The sequence below is a fragment of the Rhodoferax sp. ZS1R25 genome (genome assembly GCF_056521335.1).
This window is the reverse complement of sequence record NZ_JBWMAZ010000003.1, coordinates 264521-280766: the sequence shown is the minus strand read 5'-3', so window position 1 is coordinate 280766 and position 16246 is coordinate 264521. Positions and strand designations below refer to the sequence as shown.

Annotated in this window: 14 protein-coding genes; 12 read left to right on the top strand and 2 right to left on the bottom strand. The window is 64.3% G+C overall.

Annotated features, from left to right (window positions below; all coding sequences use genetic code 11):
- The first annotated feature begins 54 nt into the window (after positions 1 to 54).
- Together thiD and AC097R_RS19180 are read left to right on the top strand one after the other, a co-directional pair.
- A complete protein-coding gene (thiD, locus tag AC097R_RS19185; RefSeq protein ID WP_479599820.1) occupies positions 55 to 1500 on the top strand; it encodes a bifunctional hydroxymethylpyrimidine kinase/phosphomethylpyrimidine kinase in 1446 nt (481 codons plus the stop codon).
- Between the two features lie 129 nt (positions 1501 to 1629).
- Positions 1630 to 2538: a hypothetical protein gene (locus AC097R_RS19180; protein WP_479599818.1), complete on the top strand. Its 909-nt coding sequence runs from the start codon at positions 1630 to 1632 to the stop codon at positions 2536 to 2538.
- A 31-nt stretch (positions 2539 to 2569) separates the two neighbouring features.
- Here AC097R_RS19180 and AC097R_RS19175 read toward each other — a convergent pair whose 3' ends face one another.
- Both AC097R_RS19175 and AC097R_RS19170 read right to left on the bottom strand, forming a co-directional pair.
- Positions 2570 to 4048: a Do family serine endopeptidase gene (locus AC097R_RS19175; RefSeq protein ID WP_479599817.1), complete on the bottom strand. Its 1479-nt coding sequence runs from the start codon at positions 4046 to 4048 to the stop codon at positions 2570 to 2572.
- Between the two features lie 79 nt (positions 4049 to 4127).
- A complete protein-coding gene (locus AC097R_RS19170) occupies positions 4128 to 5276 on the bottom strand; it encodes a hypothetical protein (protein ID WP_479599816.1) in 1149 nt (382 codons plus the stop codon).
- Between the two features lie 145 nt (positions 5277 to 5421).
- On the opposite strand from AC097R_RS19170, the gene AC097R_RS19165 reads away from it, so the two are divergent.
- The 10 genes from AC097R_RS19165 to AC097R_RS19120 all read left to right on the top strand — a co-directional run bounded on the left by AC097R_RS19165 (position 5422) and on the right by AC097R_RS19120 (position 16237).
- On the top strand, positions 5422 to 6603 hold the full coding sequence (locus AC097R_RS19165; RefSeq protein WP_479599814.1) for an acetyl-CoA C-acyltransferase: 1182 nt from the start codon (positions 5422 to 5424) through the stop codon (positions 6601 to 6603).
- A 43-nt stretch (positions 6604 to 6646) separates the two neighbouring features.
- Entirely contained in the window at positions 6647 to 7315 is a 669-nt protein-coding gene (locus tag AC097R_RS19160) for an SDR family oxidoreductase (protein ID WP_479599888.1), read from the top strand.
- 24 nt (positions 7316 to 7339) lie between these two features.
- Positions 7340 to 8470: an acyl-CoA dehydrogenase family protein gene (locus AC097R_RS19155; protein ID WP_479599813.1), complete on the top strand. Its 1131-nt coding sequence runs from the start codon at positions 7340 to 7342 to the stop codon at positions 8468 to 8470.
- Between the two features lie 90 nt (positions 8471 to 8560).
- Positions 8561 to 9322 (top strand): substrate-binding periplasmic protein, encoded by a 762-nt coding sequence (locus AC097R_RS19150; protein WP_479599812.1) that lies wholly within the window; start codon positions 8561 to 8563, stop codon positions 9320 to 9322.
- Positions 9323 to 9337: 15 nt separating this feature from the next.
- Positions 9338 to 10249: an MBL fold metallo-hydrolase gene (locus AC097R_RS19145; RefSeq protein WP_479599811.1), complete on the top strand. Its 912-nt coding sequence runs from the start codon at positions 9338 to 9340 to the stop codon at positions 10247 to 10249.
- Between the two features lie 30 nt (positions 10250 to 10279).
- Positions 10280 to 10687 carry a YchJ family protein gene (locus AC097R_RS19140; RefSeq protein ID WP_479599810.1) on the top strand — a complete coding sequence of 136 codons (408 nt, stop codon included), beginning with the start codon at positions 10280 to 10282 and terminating at the stop codon, positions 10685 to 10687.
- Positions 10684 to 11334, top strand: coding sequence for an HAD family hydrolase (locus AC097R_RS19135; protein ID WP_479599809.1), 651 nt, complete (start codon positions 10684 to 10686; stop codon positions 11332 to 11334). Before AC097R_RS19140 ends, AC097R_RS19135 begins: the two co-directional genes overlap by 4 nt.
- A 51-nt stretch (positions 11335 to 11385) precedes the next feature.
- On the top strand, positions 11386 to 13008 hold the full coding sequence (locus AC097R_RS19130) for a carboxyl transferase domain-containing protein (protein WP_479599808.1): 1623 nt from the start codon (positions 11386 to 11388) through the stop codon (positions 13006 to 13008).
- 3 nt (positions 13009 to 13011) lie between these two features.
- Positions 13012 to 14181 (top strand): alpha/beta hydrolase family protein, encoded by a 1170-nt coding sequence (locus tag AC097R_RS19125; protein ID WP_479599807.1) that lies wholly within the window; start codon positions 13012 to 13014, stop codon positions 14179 to 14181.
- A 31-nt stretch (positions 14182 to 14212) separates the two neighbouring features.
- The gene (locus AC097R_RS19120; RefSeq protein WP_479599806.1) at positions 14213 to 16237 is read left to right on the top strand and encodes an ATP-binding protein; all 2025 of its coding nucleotides are present in this window, start codon (positions 14213 to 14215) and stop codon (positions 16235 to 16237) included.
- Positions 16238 to 16246: the final 9 nt, after the last annotated feature.

The following is a 16246-nucleotide window of genomic DNA, read 5'->3' as shown; positions in this document are numbered from 1 at the left end:
CGCACAATGCCTATGCGGGCTAGAAGCACGTTGGGCGCTGAAGTTCGCCCGGTGATGCCTGAAAGCCGCCCCATTGTCTGGAGCATCGCCGGCTCCGATTCGGGCGCTGGTGCTGGCCTGCAGGCCGACCTCAAGGCGCTGCAGGCCTTTGGCGTGCATGGCTGCACAGCCGTGGCCGCCATCACCGCGCAAAACTCGGTGGCCGTCACCCGTGTGGAGCCGGTCAACGCCGAACTGCTGGATGCGCAACTGGCGGCGCTGGCGCAGGATATGCCGCCCCAAGCCATCAAGACCGGCCTGCTGGGCAGCGTGGACAACGTGCGCGTGGTGTGCCAATGGGTGGACCGCCTGCGCGCGCAGGGCCTGCCCTTGGCGCTGGTGGTAGACCCCGTTCTGGGTTCCACCACAGGCGCCAGCTTTGCGGGCGAGGCGTTGGTACAGGCCTATGTGCAGGAGCTGCTGCCACGCGCCACGCTGGTCACGCCCAACCGTGCAGAGGCCGAACGCCTGGGCCTGCGTGTGGGGCAGGCCTATGAAGTAGGGCGACCCTCGATGGTCATCACCGGTGGTGACGACGCGACAGCCAAGGGCTTGGCTAGCGACTGGTTCAGCAGCCCCCAGGCCTGCGGCTGGCTCAGCTTGCCGCGCGTGCAGACCCATCACCACCACGGCACCGGCTGCACCTTCGCGTCCACCGCCGCCGCCGCGCTGGCCGGCGGCTACTGCGTGGCCGACGCCGTGGTGCTGGCCAAGATGGCCACCACGCACGCGCTGCGCAACGCCTATGCCGCAGGGCAGGGCGCAGGCCCGGTGCAGGCGCTGCCGGACTTTGCGCAGCACGCCGACAACCTGCCTTGGCTGCAGGCGCAGCCCGGTGCGCAAAGCGCCTTCGCCGGCCTGAGCAACCCCGCCTTGGGCGTTTACGCCGTGGTCGATAGCGCCGCCTGGGTACGACGTGTGCTGGCCGCGGGTATCCGCACCGTCCAGCTGCGCATCAAGGACCCGGCCGAGCCCACACTGGCCGCGCAGATTCAGGAGTCGATCGCAGCAGCGCGCGCCACACCCGGCGCGCAACTCTTCATCAACGACCACTGGCAACTTGCCCTGGAGCATGGCGCCTACGGAGTGCATCTGGGTCAGGAGGATCTGGATACCGTGGACCTGGATGCCTTGCGACAAGCCGGTGTGCGCCTGGGCCTCAGCACCCACAGCTACTGGGAGGTGGCCCGCGCCTGGGCGCTACGGCCCAGCTACATCGCTTGCGGCCCCATCTTCGCCACGCAAAGCAAAGACATGCCCTGGATTCCTCAGGGGCTGGACAACCTGCGCTACTGGGCGCATGTGCTGCCGCTGCCTGTGGTGGGTATTGCGGGGATCGATGCCAGCAATGTGACGGAGGTTGCGGCCACGGGTGCTGCTAGCGCGGCGGTGATTTCGGCGATTACGAAAGCGGCCGCACCTGACCAGGCGTGCCTATCGTTAATAGCGGCATTTGGTTGATATCTTGCGTCGTATAGTGCTCGCTCAAAACATATCCAAGTAACAGGCGTTCATCCGTTCACCAACGCATGTCGCATGACTGATAAGTCGTTTTTAGACTTATTCTTTTGTGAAAGAAAGTCTTGAGAGATGCATCAACTGCGCGAAGTTACCTTTGAGGGGCACGTCTATCTTGATCATCACTACCCACCGGTCATTTGGAACATTGTTCGCGGTGGATTCAGTTCGGTGGATATGCTGCCCGAAAGCGAGCGCAATTTCGGTATTTCAATATCGTTGGCGTCAATGTTACAAAACTCTTCCGCAAATCGATTGGAAGCGGAACTTGCACTTGAAATAGCCAGACAGGCTGTCTCTCCCTCTAGTGTTTCCCGCTTGAAAGGGCTATTTGTCTTTGATGACGTCGAAAGCGTCTCTCAAATTTGGGAGAAGAACAGCTGGGGAACGCATTTCCAGACGGAATATCTGGCAGACGTTGGTGTCAACGCGCGAAATTCATCCAGAGTAGATGCAAATTGGATATCTGACGTGATAGCTGCGGATGGCTCTCTATTGCCAGAATGGTCGAACTCCGCAAAAAAATACTGGCTCGGATTACCCTACCCGTCCCGTGAGCCGATATGGGAGCGAATAGTTGAGGGCTCATTTTGTGTATGGTCCATGCACTCCAAATTGGCTGCTTTCAAAGAAATTCGGGCCATCTGGCCCGAGTCACTGGGGCTGCTTGCGCACAGCATTAATTGTTTCGGGGCAGGATCCTTAGATGGTCAGAGTTTTCCTGGGCTGACGGTGAATGATGGAGTGATAAGCGTCGAGTACTACCTGAGAATGGTGGATAGTTTGGATGGGGCGTTTGTTGATCGGCTATGGGATGAAATGGGTCGAAATCCAAAGAGATTTTCTGGCCATCCAGATCCCACGCGGATGAATTTACCTGACTTGACTGGCTATTCAGTGCACATTCCGGTAGACGAAAAATCAATAGCAGAGAGGATTTTGGCCACTCTGCATCGTATTCATGCCGGTTTCCCTCAGTGAGGCTAATGGACTACTCTCGCAATTTGACTACTCAGTGCTTGGGTTCAGCCGTCAGCTTCATCGCCACAAAATTCTTCTCCCCTCCATGCTGCACCAGCAGCGCCACCGACCCCTTGGCCTGTGCCAATAGCGTGCGGGCTTGCTCCACCGAGGTCACGGGCACATGGTTGATCGCCAGCAGGATGTCGCCCGGCGCAATGCCGGCCTTGTCGGCTTCTGGCTGCACGCCTTCCACCATCAAGCCATAGCGCGCATCGGCTGCGCGTTGCTCCACCGGCAACAGGGGGCGCACGGCCAGGCCGATGGGCGCAAGCACGGGGAGGTTGGGCATCGCGTTGGTTACGGATTTGCGCAGCGCGGGGTCATCCATGACGGCGCGGGTCTGCAGGGACTTGCCGTTGCGCAGCACGTCCACCAGCACCTGCTGGCCGGGCACGGCCATGGCCACCCACAATGGCAGGTCGTTGGCCGCCTCGATGGGGTGGCCATCAATGCCCACAATCACGTCGCCCAACTGTAAGCCGGCCTTGGCCGCTGCGCTGTCAGCGCGCACGTCCGCAATCAGTGCACCCATGGGCTTGGGCAGCTTGAACGCATCGGCCAATGCCTGCGTCACCTCTTGCGCCGAGACGCCCAACACGCCGTGCGATGCGTGGCCGGTGGCCACAATCTGGCGCTGTACCGACTGCGCCAGATCGATGGGGATGGCAAAGCTCAGGCCCTGGTAACCACCACTGCGCGTGTAGATCTGTGAGTTGATGCCCACGACCTCGCCGCGCGCATTGAACAGCGGGCCGCCGGAGTTGCCGGGGTTGATGGCCGCATCGGTCTGAATAAAGGGCACGGTGTAATCGTCGGGCAGGGTGCGGCTCTTGGCGCTGACCACGCCCGTGGTCACCGTGTTGTCCAACCCGAAGGGTGAGCCGATGGCCAGCACCCATTCGCCCACGCTCAGATCGGCCGGCTTGCCGATGGCGACGGTGGGCAGGTTGCTGGCTTCGATCTTCAGCACGGCCACATCGGTCTTGGCGTCGCTGCCCAGCACCTTGGCCGTGAACTCGCGCCGGTCCGTTAGCTTGACGATCACTTCGGTGGCATGCGCGATGACGTGGGCATTGGTCAGCACCAGGCCATCCGCACTGACGATGAAGCCCGAGGCGCGCGCGCTCACGGGTATCTGCATGCTGGCGCCAGTGGCGCCAAACTGCTCCTGGAATTTGCGCAGAAACAGCTGCGTGGGGTCTTCGCTGTCGGCGCCCTTGGCGTTGGTGTTGCTGTCCTTGCTATCGGCCGTGATGAGCCGCGTGCCGCTCACACTGATGTTGACTACGGCGGGGCCGTAGCGCTGCACGATCTGTGCAAAGTCGGGCGTGCCCAGCGTGCGTATGGCTGGCACTGGCGTTGTGGGGCTGGCGGTTTGTGCGTAGACCGTGGCCAGCAGGCAGGTGCTGGCGGCTGCAATAAGGAGGTGACGCGCAAGGCGCGGTAGAGAAGGGGAGAAGGCTTTCATGCAGCCCATGGTGCAGGCCACACATGAAGACGTGTATGCCGCGCGTGAAGCCGCGGTAAAGATGCCTAGGGTGGGCTGCTCAATGCGTGCGGCGCAGCAGGGCCCGGCCCAGGGCCCATTCCAGCACCGTGGCCGCCGCCATCAGTGCGGTACCCAGCAGCAGTACCCCGGTGGGCGTCCACTCCCGGATCAGCAGCCAGAACAAGCCCAGCGCCAGCAGGCGGAAGATGCCCAGCACCGTCTCGCGCACCACAATGCGGTCCGCCAGCGCACCGTGCAAGTCCATGGCGCGCTGGTTCAGCACCTGCTCACTGGCCTGCCAGAACGGCAGCACGCTGGCCAATAGCAACAGATGCAGCACATACAGCCCCGGGTGGAGCACGCTGGCCCCCAACAGCAGCTGGCCGCTGGCCATACCGACGCAGGCCAAACCCATCCAGCGCACGCGGTTGCCGCTGTGGCGCTTGCGCCGCAGCGCGAACAGGGCGGCCGCGCCCACCACCGTGGCCACGACGGACACCCAGCCATAGTGGCTGACCTGTCCCAATGCTTTGGAGGCGCCGCCAGCGCCCAGCACCATACCAATGCCCAGCATGCCGGACTCCAGAAAGTACAGCGGCAGGCAGGCCTTGAAGGCGGGCTGCTGCACCACGGCCAGCGGTTGCTCCCACTGCATCACCGGCGTGGCTGGCAGGCTGCGCGCGGCCCACAAGCAAGCCACGGTGGCCAGCACGGCATAGCTGCCATACACCGCCAGGGGCGCTTCGTCCATCAGGCTCAGCAGGGCGGACACCACCGCCGTGGTCAGCAGGCTGGCCACCACCCAGACTACAGTGACGTGGGCCGCGTAGCCATCGCGCTCGGTGTCTTGCAGTGCACTCAGCTCCAGCCAGTGGCGGGCCGCCCAGCTCCACCCCATAAAGCTGCCCATGGCCAGCGCCAGCACCATGGGCTGGCCATCGGCCCACCACAGGGCGATGGCGGGTACGGCAAAGCTCAGGCGCACTAACCGCTTGCCGCGCAGCCGCAGCGCACGCCCCAGCACAAAGGGGCTGAGGATGGACAGCATGGCAATGCCCAGCATCCACGCCGTGTACTGCACCGATGCGGCCATGCCGCCCTGGGTGTAGACCAGCAGCGCACCAAAACCGGCCAGGGTGGTAAACGCGCCCTGGAAGGCCACAAAGGGCAGCAGCTGGCGCTCTAGCGGGTGGAAGGTGGTGGACATGGCGGGGGAGGTTGCGGGGGAGATGGCAAGACGGGGGAAGACCCCGCATGCTACGTCCTGCCCAGACAAGGGTCTGGCACTTCTGTCACAATTGACGTTTACGTAAACGTCAATTGCGTTCAACCCCTGCCAACCGAGGAAGACCATGCCAGACACCATCGTGATCGTTAGCGCCGCCCGCACCCCCATGGGGGCTTTTCAGGGCGATTTCTCCAGCCTTTCCGCCCATGACCTGGGCGGTGCCGCCATCCAGGCCGCCGTGCAGCGCGCAGGCATCAGCCCGGAGCTGGTGACCGAAGTGCTGTTTGGTAACTGCCTGATGGCGGGCCAGGGCCAGGCGCCCGCGCGCCAGGCGGCGTTCAAGGGCGGCCTGCCCAAGAGTGCGGGCGCGGTCACCTTGAGCAAGATGTGCGGCTCCGGCATGCGTGCTGCCATGTTCGCGCACGACATGCTGCTGGCCGGCAGCCACGACGTGCTGGTGGCCGGTGGCATGGAAAGCATGACCAACGCGCCGCACCTGTTGCTCAAGGGCCGCAGCGGCATCCGCATCGGCCACGACCGTGTGATGGACCACATGATGCTGGACGGCCTGGAAGACGCCTACGAAGCCGGCCGCTCCATGGGCACCTTTGGCGAGGACTGCGCGGCCAAGTACAGCTTCACCCGCGAACAACAGGACAACTTTGCCACCGCCAGCGTGCAGCGTGCGCAGGCAGCTATCAAATCAGGAGCATTTGAGGCGGAAATCACCCCCGTGACCGTGAAGACCCGTGCCGGCGACGTGCAGATCAGCGTGGACGAAGGCCCCGGCAAGATCAAACTCGACAAGATCCCCACGCTCAAGGCCGCGTTCAAGAAGGACGGCACCATCACGGCCGCCAGCAGCAGCTCCATCAACGACGGCGCGGCCGCCTTGGTGATGATGCGCGCGGGCACTGCCGATGAACTGGGTTGCAAACCACTGGCCCGCATCGTGGCCCACGCCACCCACGCCCAAGAACCCAACTGGTTTGCCACCGCCCCCGTGGGCGCCACGCACAAGCTACTGGCCAAGGCCGGCTGGAAAGTGGAAGACGTGGACCTGTGGGAAATCAACGAGGCTTTTGCCGTGGTGCCCATGGCGCTGATGAAGGAGCTGAACATCCCCCACGACAAGGTGAACGTGAACGGCGGCGCCTGTGCGCTGGGCCACCCCATTGGCGCCTCCGGTGCGCGCATCATGGTGACGTTGATCCATGCGCTGCAAGCGCGTGGCCTCAAGAAGGGCGTAGCCACCCTGTGCATTGGCGGCGGTGAAGCGACCGCGCTGGCGCTGGAGTTGCTATAAGTTCAGTAGCTGCCTGCGCATATCGCACGCGGGCTAGGAGCCTATTTTGAATATATTTGTCATTGGCGCGTCGCGCGGTATTGGACTGGAGCTGGTACGCCAGTACCTGGCAGCGGGCGACCGTGTGATCGCCACGGCGCGCGACGAGGCCGGTCTGGCCCGCCTGCGCGATATGGGCGCCCAGGCCATGAAGCTGGATGTGGCCAACCCCGCCAGCGTCAGCGGCCTGAGCTGGCAGCTCGATGGCGAGAAGATTGACATTGCGCTCTATGTAGCCGGTGTCTATTCCAAGACCGGCGCGACGACACCGCCCACCCAGCAAGAGTTTGACCATGTGATGCACACCAACGTACTGGGTGCGATGCAGGCGATTCCGCAGGTGGCGCCCTGGGTGGAGGAGGCGAATGGCAAGTTCGCCTTCATCACCAGTGGCATGGGGCAAATTGGCGAAGTGGAGTCCAGCTTTGGTTGGACCTACCGCGTTAGCAAGGCGGCGTTGAACATGGCGGTGGCCGCGGCGCAAAACGACTACGCCAAGGCCACGTTCATCGCGCTGTGCCCCGGCTGGGTGCAAACAGACATGGGCGGCCCCAGTGCGTCGCTGACGGTGGAGCAAAGCGTGTCGGCAATGCGCAAGACGCTGTCCAAGATTACAAACAAAGACCGGGGCCGCTACCTGCACCACGACGGGCAGCCTTATGCGTCGTGGTGACCTCATGGTGAATCGGAGATTGATATGTTGTTGACCCAAGACCAGGAAATGGTGCGCGACGCGGTGCGCGACTTTGCACAAGCCGAGCTCTGGCCCAACGCCGCGAAATGGGACAAGGAGCACACCTTCCCCAAGGCCGCCCACCAAGGCCTGGCCGCGCTGGGCGCTTACGGCATCTGCGTGCCCGACCACCAGGGCGGCGCGGGGTTGGACTATGTGACGTTGGCCCTGGTGCTGGAAGAGATTGCCGCGGGCGACGGTGGCACCAGCACGGTCATCAGCGTGACCAACTGCCCGGTCAACGCCATCCTTATGAAATACGGCAACGCACAGCAGCACAAGCAGTGGCTGGAGCCGCTGGCGCAGGGGCAACTGCTGGGTGCCTTTTGCCTGACGGAGCCGCATGTGGGCAGCGATGCCTCCAGCCTGCGTACCACCGCCGTGCGCGATGGCGACGGCTACGTGATCAACGGCGTGAAACAGTTCATCACCAGCGGCAAGCATGGCGATGTGGCCATCGTCATCGCCGTGACCGACAAGGCTGCGGGCAAGAAGGGCATGAGCGCCTTTTTGGTACCCACCAACGCACCGGGTTATGTGGTGGCGCGCCTGGAAGACAAGCTGGGCCAGCACAGCAGCGACACCGCGCAGATCAACTTTGACAATTGCCGCATCCCCGCCGAGAACCTGATCGGCAAAGAGGGCGAGGGCTATGGCATTGCGCTGGGCGGGCTGGAGGGTGGGCGCATTGGCATTGCCGCGCAAAGCGTGGGCATGGCCCGCAGCGCGTTTGAGGTGGCCGTGGCCTACGCCAAAGAGCGCCAGAGCTTTGGTCAGCCCATCTTTAACCACCAGGCCGTGGGCTTTCGCCTGGCCGAATGCGCCACACAGATCGAGGCCGCGCGCCAGCTCATCTGGCACGCCGCCAGCCTGCGTGATGCGGGCCGCCCGTGTTTGAAGGAAGCTGCCATGGCCAAGCTGTTTGCCAGTGAAATGGCCGAGCGCGTCTGCAGCGCGGCCATCCAGACCCTGGGCGGCTATGGCTATGTGAGCGACTTCCCGGTGGAGCGCATTTACCGCGATGTGCGCGTCTGCCAGATTTACGAAGGCACGTCGGATGTTCAGAAAATCATCATCCAGCGCGCACTGGGATGACGGCAAAGGGTCTTCCTGCGCAGGGCTTGCACAGGGCGGCTGTTTGAGCGAGTATTTCCCCTTTGCAGGGGAGCGCGCCCAGGCGCGAAGATGATGTTCAACCGTCGGATTTGGTTCCTGGCCTGCGGCGTCTGCCTGTCGCTGGCCAGCATGGCACAAACCCCGGCGGAACTGCGTTTTTCGGGCGCCTCTGGCTGGTACCCGATCTTCCCCGCACAAGACAAAAAAATGGTGCTGCCCGCGCTGGGCCACGATGTGGCGCAAGAGCTGGCAAGGCGGCTGAACGTCAAAGCCAACTGGATCAAAGATGTGCCCTGGGCACGCCTGTGGGTGATGATGGACGATGGCGAGCTGGACCTGATTGTGGGCGGTGCCAACAACGCCGAGCGCAAGGAAAAATACCTGGTGCTGGAGCCCTTCATGACCAGCAGCTACCACGCCTATGTGCCCTGGGGCAAGCAGTTCAAGTTTGAAAAATTGGAAGACCTGCGCGGCAAGGCCGTGGCGCGCGGCCTGGGCTCCAAGTACGGCGACGAGTACGAAACCTTCCTCAAGGAAAGCAACTCCCCCGTACAGGACATCGGCGGTGGTGTGAAAGAAAACCTGTTCCCTATGCTGGCCGCGGGCCGCATGGACTACATCGTGCAAGACCCGGTGGACGCGAGCTATTGGCTCAAGCAAAACCACATAGAAGGCCAGTTCGTCCCCTTGCCCCGGCCCATCTGGACCTCGGACGTGTTCATCTTTCTGTCCAAAAAATCGCCTTGGGCCAAAGACGCGTCGCTGCTGCGCAAGACCCTGCAGGACATGAAGAAAGACGGATTTCTGGCCAGCGCATTGGCCAAGTACTGAAAGCCTTTTACCGACATGACATTGCCCGACAGCATCACCGTTTTTGAGCGCGGCTGGCTCTCCAGCAACAACATCCTGATCCGGGGCCGCGACAGCGCGGCACTGATCGACAGCGGCTACTGCACCCATGCCGAACAAACGCTGGCCCTGCTGGACGCCACGCTGGAAGGCCGGCCGCTGGACCTGCTGCTGAACACCCATTTGCACAGCGACCACTGCGGTGGTAACGCCGCGCTGCAGGCCCGCTACCCCGGGCTGCATACCCTCATTCCGCCCGGCCACGCCGAGTACGTGCGCGTGTGGGATGCCTATGCGCTGAGCTACACCCCCACGGGGCAGCAGTGCCCGCAGTTCCGCATGGAGGGCACGCTGCAGCCTGGCACAGAGACGCGTCTGGGTGATCTGCTCTGGCAGGTGCACGCCGCCCCCGGGCACGACCCGCATTCGGTCATCTTCTTCGAGCCCGCCAGCCGCACGCTGGTATCGGCGGATGCGCTGTGGGAGCGCGGCTTTGGCGTGGTGTTCCCCGAGCTGGATGGCGAGGGCGCGTTTGACGAAGTGGCCGCCACGCTGGACCTGATCGAGCACCTGAACCCCGCCACCGTGATCCCCGGCCATGGCGCGCCGTTTGCGGATGCGCCCGCGGCACTGGCGTTTGCGCGCCAGCGGCTGAATGGCTTTGTACAAAACCCCGCCAAGCACCTGCAGTACGCGGCCAAGGTGCTGCTCAAATTCAAGTTGCTGGAGGCCCAGCAGCTGGAGATGGACGCACTGCTGGCCTGGGCCGGGCGCGCACCCTTCTTCGCCTCCACCTTTGCCGCCGGTACGGCAGGGCTGGCCTTGGAAGAGGCCGCTGGCCAACTCGTCAAGGACCTGGTGCGCTCGGGGGCGGCCACGGTGCAGGGCTCGCTGGTGCTGAACGCCTGAACGCCGCGCCGCCAAGGCATGATGGCGGGCATGAAATCTCTGGACCCCCAAAAGCCGTGCCCCTGTGGCCGGTTGCATAACAAAAAGCCCGCGCCCTACGGCCAGTGCTGTGGCCGCTGGCTGGACACCGACACCTCCGCCCCTGATGCCGAAAGCCTGATGCGCAGCCGCTACAGCGCCTTTTGCCTGGAGCGCGCGCCTTACCTGCTGGCCAGCTGGCACGCCAGCCACCGCCCCGCCAGTATCGAATTTGAGCCCGGCGTGAAATGGCTGGGGCTGGAGGTGCGTAGCCACACGGTGCTGGACGCGACCCATGCCGAGGTGGAATTTGTGGCGCGCCAAAAGCCACTGGCTGGCCCCGCCGTGCGCCTGCACGAGCGCAGCCGGTTTGTGTTGGAAGGCGGCCGCTGGCTGTATGTGGATGGAGATGCCCTGTGAAGTTTGATGCCGTGTTGTTTGACTGCGATGGCGTGCTGGTGGACAGCGAGCCGATTACCAATAGTGTGCTGCGCGATATGTTGGAGGAGCAGGGTTGGTCCATGTCCCTGGCCGAGTGCATGCACCGCTTTGTGGGCAAGGCCGTGCTGGACGAGCGCGCCAGCATTGAGGCCCACACGGGCAGGCCGCTGACGCCGGAGTGGATGACCGAATTCCGCGCGCGGCGCAATGCGGCGCTGCAGGCCGATGTGGCGGCCATTGCCCATGTGCATGGCGCGGTGGAGCGCATCCACGCGGCCTACAGGGGGCGCATCGCCTGCGCATCAGGGGCCGACCTACCCAAGGTGCTGCTACAGCTGCGCAAGGTGGCGCTGCTGCAGTACTTTGAGGGCCGGGCCTTCAGCGGCCACGACACGCCGCGCTCCAAACCGTTTCCCGATGTGTACCTGGCTGCCGCCGCGGCGCTGGGTGTGGACCCGGCGCGCTGTGCCGTGGTGGAAGACACGCCCACGGGCATTGCGGCCGGTCTGGCCGCCGGGGCCACCGTGTTTGGCTACGCGCCGCAGGGCAATGCCGACGTCTTGCGCCAGGCCGGGGCGCACCAGGTGTTTGCCGATATGGCGGATTTGCCGGCGCTGTTGGTCTGAAATCTGCCACAATTGACGTTTACGTAAACGTCAATTCTTTTTGGGGTGTCCATGCCGGTTCTGGAATCCAAACTCAACCCCCGCTCTGCGGACTTTGTGGCCAACGCCACGGCCATGCGTGCCCTGGTGGCCGACCTGAACACCCAGATCAACAAAGCCGCGCTGGGCGGCGGTGAGGCCGCCCGCGCCAAGCACACGGCCCGCGGCAAGCTGCTGCCGCGCGACCGCGTGGGCATGCTGCTGGACCCCGGCACGCCATTCCTGGAACTGTCTCCACTGGCCGCGCTGGCCATGTACCCCGACCGCGATGGCACGGACAGCGCCCCCTGCGCCGGCGTGATCGCCGGCATCGGCCGCGTGAGCGGTGTGGACTGCATGATTGTGTGCAACGACGCGACCGTGAAGGGCGGCACCTACTACCCGCTGACCGTGAAGAAGCACCTGCGCGCGCAGGAAGTGGCGGCACAGAACAACCTGCCCTGCATTTACCTGGTGGACTCGGGTGGCGCCAACCTGCCGAACCAGGACGAGGTCTTCCCCGACCGCGACCACTTTGGCCGTATCTTTTTCAACCAGGCCAATATGAGCGCGCAGGGCATTGCGCAGATCGCCGTGGTCATGGGCTCGTGCACGGCAGGTGGTGCCTATGTGCCCGCCATGAGCGACGAGACCATCATCGTCAAGAACCAGGGCACCATCTTTCTGGGCGGTCCGCCGCTGGTGAAGGCGGCCACGGGCGAGGTGGTGACGGCGGAAGACCTGGGCGGTGGCGATGTGCACACGCGCCTCTCCGGTGTGGCCGACCACCTGGCGCAGAACGACCTGCACGCGCTGTCGCTGGCGCGTGAGGCCATTGCCCATTTGAACAAAAACAAGGTGCTAGCCCCTGCCACGCAAGCGCCGGTAGCTCCTAAATTTGCAGCAGACGAGTTGTATGGAGTGATCCCCACCGACACGCGCAAGCCCTTTGATGTGCGCGAAATCATTGCTCGCATCGTCGATGGCAGCGAGCTGCATGAGTTCAAGCCGCGCTACGGCACCACGCTGGTCTGTGGCTTTGCCCATGTGGAAGGCATGCCCGTGGGCATCATCGCCAACAACGGCATCTTGTTCAGTGAATCAGCGCTCAAGGGTGCGCACTTCATCGAGTTGTGTTGCCAGCGCAAGATCCCACTCGTGTTCCTCCAAAACATCACAGGCTTCATGGTGGGCCGCAAGTACGAGAACGAAGGCATTGCCCGCAACGGTGCCAAGATGGTGACGGCCGTGGCCACGGCCCAGGTGCCCAAGTTCACCATCATCATCGGTGGCAGCTTTGGCGCCGGCAACTACGGCATGTGCGGCCGCGCCTACAGCCCCCGCTTCCTCTGGATGTGGCCCAACGCGCGTATCAGCGTCATGGGTGGCGAGCAGGCAGCCAGCGTGCTGGCGACCGTCAAACGCGACGGCATTGAAGGCAAGGGCGGCGCCTGGAGTGCGGATGAAGAAGAGGCGTTCAAGGCGCCGATTCGCCAGCAATACGAAGTGCAGGGCCACCCCTACTTTGCGACGGCGCGCCTGTGGGACGACGGCATCATCGACCCCGCCGACACGCGCCGCGTGCTGGCGCTGGGTTTGTCGGCGTCGCTGAACGCGCCGATTCCGGATACCAAGTTCGGCGTGTTCCGGATGTAAGCCATGGGGCGTCTGCATTTCCGTTGGGTGGTCGCGCTGGTGGTGGGGATGGGCTGTGCCTGCGCGCTCGCTCAGACAGTGGCCCCCGCACCTGTCGAGGTACTGGCCAAGGACATGCGCGAAGAAATTCTGCGTACGCCGGTCACGGTCAAGGACATGTATGGCCGGCAGGAGACCAAGTCGCTGCCCATCACTGTGTACCGACCCCAGGGCGAGGGTCCGTTTCCGCTGGTGATCTTCAACCACGGCAGAGCCGTGACGGCCAAGCGCGCTACCCAGGGTCGTTCGCGCCCCGAGACCCTCGCCCGCTACCTGGTCGACAAGGGCTTTGTCGTGCTGGCGCCCACGCGCGTGGGCTACTGGGAAAGCTATGGCGACTTTGACCCCGAATTCACGGGCGCCTGTGGCAGCCCGCGGCTGGAGGCTGCGGCCCAGGCGGTGAGCGACCAGGTGCTGGCCACGGTGGCGTTGGCCAAGACCTTGCCCTATGTGGACACCAGCCGCTGGATCGTGGCGGGGCAGAGCGCGGGCGGTGCCGCGTCCGTGGTCACCGTGGCGCGTGCGCCAGCCGGGCTGCTGGGCGGCATCAACTTTGCGGGGGGCACGGGCGGAAACCCCGAAACCAGCCCGGGCAAACCCTGTAGTCCGCAGGCCATGGAGCGCTCTTGGGGTGACATGGCCAAGGGCGCCAAGGCTCCCATGCTGTGGCTGTACTGGCCCAATGACAAATACTGGGGTCCCGACGTGCCCAAGGCCTGGCACCAGGCTTGGGTGGCGGGCGGCGGCAACGCGCAGTTCGCCACCTTCGGGCCATCCGGCGACGAGGGCCACCATGGCCTGGACGAAGACATGGACCACTGGCTGCCCGTGGTGGACGGTTTCCTGCGCCAGCTGGGATTCACTGCGCCTGCCATCGTGGCGCGTCCGCCGCGCAGTGGCTTTGCGGATCTGCGAGATGTCGGCAAGGTGCCGGTGCGGGCGGATGGCCGAACCGCCTATGCCAAGTTTCTCGCGATGCAATCGCCGCGCGCATTTGCCGTGAGTGACCGGGGTGGCTACGGCTATGCCACGGGCGACTACGCCGTGGGACGCGCCTTGGGCAACTGCCGCCGCCATGTGCAGAACTGCACGCTGTACGTGGTGGACGATGACGTCGTCTGGCCTGGCAAATAACCGTCACCAAAAATACCCAAGAGAGACACGCATGTTCACCAAAATCCTCATTGCCAACCGTGGCGAAATTGCCTGCCGCGTAGCTGCCACCGCGCGCCGCCTGGCCATTCAAACCGTCGCTGTCTACTCCGATGCGGACGCCAACGCCAAGCACGTTGCCGCCTGTGACGAAGCCATCCACATCGGTGGCAGCGCGCCCAAGGACAGCTACCTGCGCTGGGAAAAAATCATTGCCGCGGCGCAGGCCACAGGCGCGCAGGCCATCCACCCCGGCTATGGCTTTTTGAGCGAGAACGAAGAATTCGCGCAGGCCTGCGCCAAGGCGGGGCTGGTGTTCATTGGCCCGCCCGCATCGGCCATCCTGGCCATGGGGCTGAAGGCCGAGTCCAAGCAGCTCATGGAGAAAGCCGGCGTGCCCCTGGTACCCGGCTACCACGCGGCCGACCAAGACCCCGCGCTGCTGCAGCGCGAGGCGGACCGCATTGGCTACCCCGTGCTCATTAAGGCCAGCGCGGGTGGCGGCGGCAAAGGCATGCGAGCGGTGGACAAGGCCGAGGACTTCGTAGCCGCGCTGGCCAGCTGCAAACGCGAGGCCATCAACAGCTTTGGCGACGACGCGGTGCTGATTGAGAAGTATGTGCAGCGCCCGCGCCATATCGAGATCCAGGTGTTTGGCGACACGCAGTGCAACTACGTGTACCTGTTCGAGCGCGACTGCTCGGTGCAGCGCCGCCACCAGAAGGTGCTGGAAGAAGCTCCGGCGCCCGGCATGACAGAAGCCTTCCGCCAGCAGATGGGCGAGGCGGCGGTGGCTGCGGCGCGCGCCGTGAATTACGTGGGTGCGGGCACGGTGGAGTTCATCGTGGAGCAGAAGCCCGATGGCAGCATGACCTTCTTCTTCATGGAGATGAACACGCGCCTGCAGGTGGAGCACCCGGTGACGGAGGCCATCACCGGGCAGGACCTGGTGGAGTGGCAACTGCGCGTGGCATCGGGCGAGCCGCTGCCGCTGCAACAGCACGAGCTGAAGATCCAGGGGCATGCCATCGAGGCACGCATCTGTGCCGAAAATCCCGACAACAACTTTTTGCCTGCCACCGGCATGCTGCAGGTCTACGGCCTGCCCGCACACGTGACGTTTGAGCGGGCCAGCCACGGCACGCGCGTGGACTCTGGCGTGCGCCAAGGAGACACCATCAGCCCGTTCTATGACTCGATGGTGGCCAAGCTCATCGTGCACGGAAGCACGCGTGAAGAGGCGCTGGCGCGCATGGATGCGGCGCTGGCGCAGACCCATATCGTCGGGCTGGCGACCAATGTGCAGTTCCTGCGCCACGTCACCACCAGCGCGTCCTTCGCCCAGGCCAATCTGGACACGGCGCTGATCCCGCGCGAAGCCGCCGTGCTGTTCCACCAGGACAAGGTGGGCCTGCCGCTGGCAGCTGCGGCGCTGGTGGCGAACACCTTGCAGGCCGAGCAGGCGCTAGCTGCGAAGCAAGACGCCCACGGCTGGCAAGACCCCTGGGCGCAGCGCGATGGCTGGAAGTCCCACGGCGCGCAGGTGCGCAGCTTTGCGCTGGAGTACGCGGGCGCACCACACACAGTGTTGCTCACGTCCGTGCGGGGCGGTGGCCTGCAACTGGCGGTGGCGGGCCAGACGCTGGCGTTGCATTGGGCCACGCAGGGCGACGCGCTGGACATCACGCTGGCGGACCAGCGTGCGCTGGTACGTGTGTATCGAAATGGCGATGTAGCCCACGTATTCACTGCGCAAGGTGCTACACAAATAGTAGCAATCGACGCGCTCGCCCACGCGGGCGATACCCAGAGCGAGGGTGGCCGGCTGACCGCGCCCATGCCGGGCAAGGTGGTGTCGTTTGCGGTGAAGGTGGGCGACGCGGTGACCAAGGGCCAGGCCCTGGCCGTGATGGAAGCCATGAAGATGGAACACACCATTGCCGCGCCCGCCGATGGCACCGTGGCCGAGCTGCTGTTTGCGCCCGGAGACCAGGTGACCGAAGGGGCTGAATTGCTGCGCCTGGAGACCGCGGCCTGACTTGCGGAG